At 66.5% G+C, this 5,694-nt stretch carries 4 protein-coding genes; 1 reads left to right on the top strand and 3 read right to left on the bottom strand.

Annotation, left to right across the window (positions count from 1 at the left end):
* Positions 1 to 1,076: Y-family DNA polymerase (locus tag KBY78_RS15615; RefSeq protein WP_255144405.1), on the top strand; the 1,076-nt coding region annotated here is incomplete at its 5' end.
* A gap of 8 nt (positions 1,077 to 1,084) precedes the next feature.
* Here the strand turns inward: KBY78_RS15615 and KBY78_RS15620 are convergent.
* From KBY78_RS15620 to KBY78_RS15630, 3 genes are all read right to left on the bottom strand, one after another.
* Entirely contained in the window at positions 1,085 to 2,425 is a 1,341-nt protein-coding gene (locus KBY78_RS15620) for a Rieske 2Fe-2S domain-containing protein (RefSeq protein WP_037980356.1), read from the bottom strand.
* A 105-nt stretch (positions 2,426 to 2,530) separates the two neighbouring features.
* The gene (locus tag KBY78_RS16300) at positions 2,531 to 4,810 is read right to left on the bottom strand and encodes a mechanosensitive ion channel family protein (protein ID WP_255144406.1); all 2,280 of its coding nucleotides are present in this window, start codon (positions 4,808 to 4,810) and stop codon (positions 2,531 to 2,533) included.
* A gap of 2 nt (positions 4,811 to 4,812) precedes the next feature.
* Positions 4,813 to 5,523, bottom strand: a complete 711-nt coding sequence (locus tag KBY78_RS15630; protein WP_037980353.1) for a putative 2OG-Fe(II) oxygenase — start codon at positions 5,521 to 5,523, stop codon at positions 4,813 to 4,815.
* Positions 5,524 to 5,694: the final 171 nt, after the last annotated feature.

Below are 5,694 nucleotides of genomic sequence, written 5' to 3' on the forward strand. Positions count from 1 at the left end.
ATTACGCCCTCTACGCCGACATGAGCCAGCGGCTGATGCTCACCCTTGAGCCCTGGGTGGAGGAGCTGGAGGTTTATTCGATCGATGAGGCCTTCGGCCGGCTGCGCCGCCCCGCCGCCACCGCCGCTGGCCCCGAAGCCGGCGACCTCAGCGCCTGGGGGCGCGCCCTGCGCCGGCAGGTGCGGCGCCACCTGGGGCTGCCGGTGGCGGTGGGGATCGCCCCCTCCAAGGTGCTCGCCAAGCTGGCCAACAAGCTGGCCAAGGGCGATCCGGCCCACGGCGGTGTGTTCGATCTGGGGGCGCTGGCCGATCCCGACCCCTGGCTTGCGGCCATGGCGATCGAGGACGTCTGGGGCATCGGCCGCAAGCTCTCGCGCTGGTGCCGGCTGCGCGGCGTGGCCAATGCGCTCCAGCTGCGCGAGCTGGCCAGTGGTGAGCTGCGCAGCAAAGCCGGCGTGGTGGGGCTGCGCCTGCAGCAGGAACTGCGGGGCCACAGCTGCCTGCCCCTGGTGGCGGCCCCACCCGCCAAGCAGGAAACCTGCGTGAGCCGCAGCTTCAGCGAACCGATCCGCGAGCTGGGCCCACTGCGCGAGGCGATCGCCACCTACCTCAGCCGCGCCGCCGAGAAGCTGCGCCGCCAGCGCCAGCGCGCCGGCGCCATCACCGTGTTCGTGCGCAGCAGCCCCTTCAACGGCACCCGCTTCTACGCCAACGCCGCCACGGTGTCGCTGCCCCTGGCCAGCAACGACACCAGTGTGCTGCTGGCGGCGGCGCTGCCCCTGGCCGAGCGGCTGTTCCGCCCCCACAAGCCCCTGCAGAAGGCCGGGGTGATGCTGCAGAACCTGCAGCCGCGGGAGCAGCTGCAGCACCATCTGCTGGCACCGCTGCCGCCGGAGCAGCAGCGGCGCCGGGAGGTGCTGATGGCCACCATCGACGGCCTCAACCGCCGCTACGGCCGCGGCACGGTGCAGTGGGCCGCCTGCGGCCTCCAACCGGCCTGGGCGATGAAGCGCCAGCGCCTGTCACGGGCCGCCACCACCCGCCTGAGCGACATTCCCGTGGTGCACAGCGGCTGAGGCACCGCTCAGCGGCGGTTGCGGGGGGGCTGATCGCTGCCCATCAGCAGCAGCCGCTCCCACTGCCCCAGCTTCCAGGACCCAAAGCCCGCGGCCACCGCCACCAGGGCCGCGGGAATCAGCACCGGCAGGGTGTGGAACCAGGCGATCGCCAGCAGGGCCAGCCAGGCCAGGGGGGCCAGCAGTGGCCGCCAGCGCCGGATCTGGCGCAGGGCGCCGGAGCAGCTGCGGCAGTGGCGGGTGTGGCTCTCGTAGCGCTCCACCAGCGCGCGGCGGCCCAGGCGGGGCGGCAGCGGCTGATCCGGGAACGGTTCGCCCGCCCCACGCACCACCCAGTCGCGCAGGGCCTTGACGTAGGCATCGGCGCCGGTGGCCAGGTGGCAAGCGCGGCTGAGGGCAGCACTGCCGCCGCGGGCCTCGAGCACCCGCTCCTGCCAGTGCAGGAAGATCTGGTCGTCTTCCAGCACGGTGTGGTTGCCGATGTGCTGGAGCCACTGGGGGCGCAGGCGCAGCAGCCGGCCCGGCCAGGAGGACTCGAACTGGAACGGGAAGCGGGCGAACAGCCGGCACTCACCCGGCCGGGTCGGCGTGGCGTACACCACGGTGAGGATGCGGGCGAAGCCACGGGCCGTGAGGTCGTGCCACATCAGGCCGGGAGCAAGGAAGGTGGTGAACTGGCTGCCGAGCTTGCCCCGGCGCGGGCCCTCCTCCCAGACGCCGCTGAAGCCTCCGGGGCCGGCCTGCTCCAGCCGCAGGTCCACCGGGCCGGCCGTCTCGCGCCGGCCCACCGTGGCGTGATGGGTGAAGGGAACGTGGCTCACATCGAGCACGTTCTCCAGCAGGGTGAGGGCGTCGTAGGGGAGGTCGCGGAAGGTGTCCTGCACCAGCCAGCCAGCTTCCGTTTCCTCCAGCACGGGGACAAGGGGCAGGGGCACCGCGGCGGCCGCCTCGGGCGCGCCGGCAAACACGAACAGCATCCCCTGGCCGGAAGCGGTGGCGTAGGCGCGGCAGGAGCTGCGCCGATCGCTGGGCTGACTGCCCTCGCTGGCCTGGGGGATGGCGGTGCAGCGGCCCTGACCGTCGAACGTCCAGCCGTGGTACGGGCACTCCAGCTCACCGGCGGCATTGAGCCGCCCCTCGGAGAGCGGCACCAGGCGGTGGGGGCAGACATCGGCAAAGGCACGCCACTGGCCTCCTGGCTGGGCCGCATCACCCTTGCGGTCGAACCAGAGCACCAGGTCGTCGCCGAGGAGGGTGAACCCCGTAGGCCGGGCCGGATCCAGATCACGCAGGAAAGCCACCGGGTACCAGGCGTTCCGCCAGGCGGGGCCGCAAGCCGACGAGGACACGGCGGGGGAAGGCTCGGCGCTGACGCTGCTCACGGCAGAGGGTGTGCATCAATGGCGATGGTGGCAGGCCCGGGCTGGCAAGCGTGAATTGCCGCCAGGCGGCCGTCAGGAGTGCGCCGGGGCAGGTGGTGCGGCGGGAGCCAAGAGGGAGACCGGGCGTTCCGAGAGCTCCACGGCGGTTGGCAGAGGAATCTCGATCCCCCGCTGCCGGAATGTTTCGATCAGCGCGCAGAGCACTCGGCCGTGCTCCTCCTCGAACAGATCCAGGCTGGGCTGATCCGACTGATATTCCACGTAATAGTCGAAGCTGAAGTCATTGATGCTCAGGAAGCGACAGCTCAGCAGATGGACAAGGGGGTGGGCCGCAAAGACCTCACCCACGAGATGGGGAATCGTCTGCAGGATGGAATCGGGGGTGTCGAAAGCCACGCTGAATCGGAAACGGCTGAGGTTCACCTGAGACACGATCTGGCGCAGGCGAATGATGAAGCGCTGACGCACCTCCAGGTAGCGCTGCCAATCGGAGGCCTCCACCTGGGCATGGCACGTGAGGATCAAGCCATCGTCAACTGACGGATCAAGACTGGCAAAAGGAAGGCGAAGATCGGTGCTGTCCGCCATGGCGCGATTCAGCAAGCGGAACAGTTCGTGAATCTGAAACGGAGCGATGGGCTGATCGATCACCAGGCGCAGATCCAATCCCTGGAGCGAAGGCTCAGCAGGGTCACCACCGCGTACGGAGTAGTTGGTGACCTTCTGTTCAGCCACCAGGGAATTCGGAATGGTGTCTCTCGACTCGATCGTGTTCAGCTCAAGCGAACGCAGACCGATCTTGGTGACGAATCCCTCATGCTCTCCGATCTGGCAGAACTCACCCACCTTCAGAGGGCGATCAGTCTGTATCGAGAGCCCCGCGAAGAGATTGCCGAGCAACTTCGAGGCTCCCAGACCAATAGCCAGACCCGGCACCGCAGAAAAAGCCAGCACCGTCTGAGGCGGTAGCCCGAGGAGATCGAGCAGACGGTAGAACGTGATGATGGCAACCAGACCGCCGAACACCCGGCAGAGGGGCATGATCAGATTGCTGACTCGGCGTAGCTGAAGGTCGGAGGGATGACCCAAGAGCACGACGATCCAGCGGGAAATGGAGCGTCCCACAGCCTCAAAGCTCAGAAAGGCAAGCAGCCCAAGGCCCAGAAATGAAACGATGTAGAAGAAGGACTTGGTGGCGATGAGCATGCCACCGGTGATGTTCACATAATCATCGATCAGCACCTCGATGAACCAGGCCAGGGGAGGAATGAAACCGATCAGGAGAACGCGCAGCCAGGCCATGTCGATCCGCCGACCCCTGAGAAGCTGACCCTGATCTCCCTGGCGGCTGGGCAGATGCCGGTACGTCCTGAAGAAGAGGCCCAACAGCAGGCTGGACAGGACCAGGAACACAGCCCAGAGCAACGCCGCCAGAAGGAGCTGAGCGAGCGTCTGACCGAGCGCCATGCGCTCAAGCAGTCCAAGGCGCAGCCACGCAGGCAACATCAAATACCACTTGGGCGGCAAGATATAGCCAGGAGTGGCGGAATAATTCTCGTAGAAGCCTGGCGTGAAAAAATCCCCGCTTGGGGGAGCAAAGCCACGGATTTTCTCGTAGAGAACAGGAATCTCAGCAATCGTTTCAGCTGAAAAGAAATAATCGTGAGCAGGCAGGGGACCTTCTTTCTTGTCCGTTAGTGCAATCGACGTTCCTGGAATCCTCCAGTAGCCGACACCGTTGGCATGCTGCTCCGACAAGCGCACAATCTCGGCGCGATCAGGGATGTCAAAAGGTTCCAGGGAGTTAATGAAGCTGTAATCCAACAGCGTCTTCAGTTTGAGCGCATACTCCATCGCCAGATCGTGGCGGATGCTCTGGGGCAGGGCATGAACATCAAGGGCGGTGATGGCCTCCTGGAGATAATCGTTGGCTTCCCTTGCACGCTCGAGGGTGGAGGCCGACCAGAACAGGCCAGGTTCAGCCGTGGGGTTGGCCACCAGATCCTGAAGCATGCCGTAGACCTTGGCCATCACGACATAGAAATTCAGCAGAGTGTCCCGTGGGCTCTCGCCGACCACCTGGCCGATGGGAGCCTCATGCCAGCGCCGGGAGGTTCGCAGCAGGTCGGTATGAAACGGTTGGCTCTCGATCGCGATCGTGTGGGGGACAAGTCGCTGAGTGCCAGAAGTGCCATCGAGCCCCTTGCGCTCAACCGCCAGCCCGCCTGAGACGAGCAACACCGGCAACAGCAACGCCACCAGGAAGGCCAGCAGCCGGAGCCCGAACCGAGCAGTCCGATGTCCCCCGGGGATCGAGAGGGCCAGGGATGGCCAGAGCCGAGTGCCGGTCACGCTCAGGAGAAGCCCCCGGGCTTGGGGCGGCGGCTCGAGAGTGAGAGATTCACGTTGGCGTTGGACGTGGCCGCGGGGGGCCGCAGCCCAGCCGGCTGAGGCACGGCGATCACGTTGAAGGCCAGGGACCAGCGCTCCCCCTCACCCCGGAACGGCGGCACCGAATGGGGCTGCCAGGCGGGGAACACGTAGAAGTCGCCCGGCACCGGATGGGCGTAGTGCACCATGCCGGTGTGGAAGCTCTGGATGTGCCACTCCTCCGGTCCGTGGAAGCAGAGCTGGCCGTCGAAGCTGTCGGGTCGGATCTGGGGGGGCACCTTCAGGAACACCACCCCGGAGAAGCTGCCGCCGTGGGTGTGGACCGGGTTGTAATCGCCACAGCGCTGGGCATTGAGCCAGACATCCACCAGCTGCAGGCCGTAACGACCAGGAATCCAGGGACCACGGCCCTGGGGGGGCTGCCGCTCGATCACATGGCGGATCCAGTGATCACAACCCGGGAGGATCACCGCATTGGCCAGGCTGGTCACGGCCGGGTGCTGGGGCGCCAGCTCGCGCTGCTGATCCAGCTGACCGGCCAGCTTCACCGAGGCATCCGGAGACGTGTCCGGATCGGCAAGCACCTGGCCCGCCAGGGTGATGAGCTGGGTCAGCAGAGCGTCCGGCAGGTGCCCCTTGAGCACGTAGCGGGGGAACAGGCTCAGCATCTCCATCGAGGGGGCGTCCTGCAAACCCGTTCCAGCAGAGGCCTTTCAGCCTAGGAGTTTGCTGAAAAACCCGCCCAAATCTGCGAAAATGGGCCAACTGCCCAGTCCAGATGCGAGGTCACCGGGAGCGCAGCGGCTCCCTGTTCTCCTACGTGTCGATTGAGGAGCGGATCCCGG

It is taken from the genome of Synechococcus sp. EJ6-Ellesmere, from assembly GCF_024345875.1.
GTDB lineage: Bacteria > Cyanobacteriota > Cyanobacteriia > PCC-6307 > Cyanobiaceae > Regnicoccus_A > Regnicoccus_A antarcticus.

Coding starts and splice junctions, on each gene's coding strand:
- KBY78_RS15630 (WP_037980353.1), bottom strand. CDS start 5,523: ATGGAGATGCTGAGCCTGTTCCCCCGCTACGTGCTCAAGGGGCACCTG.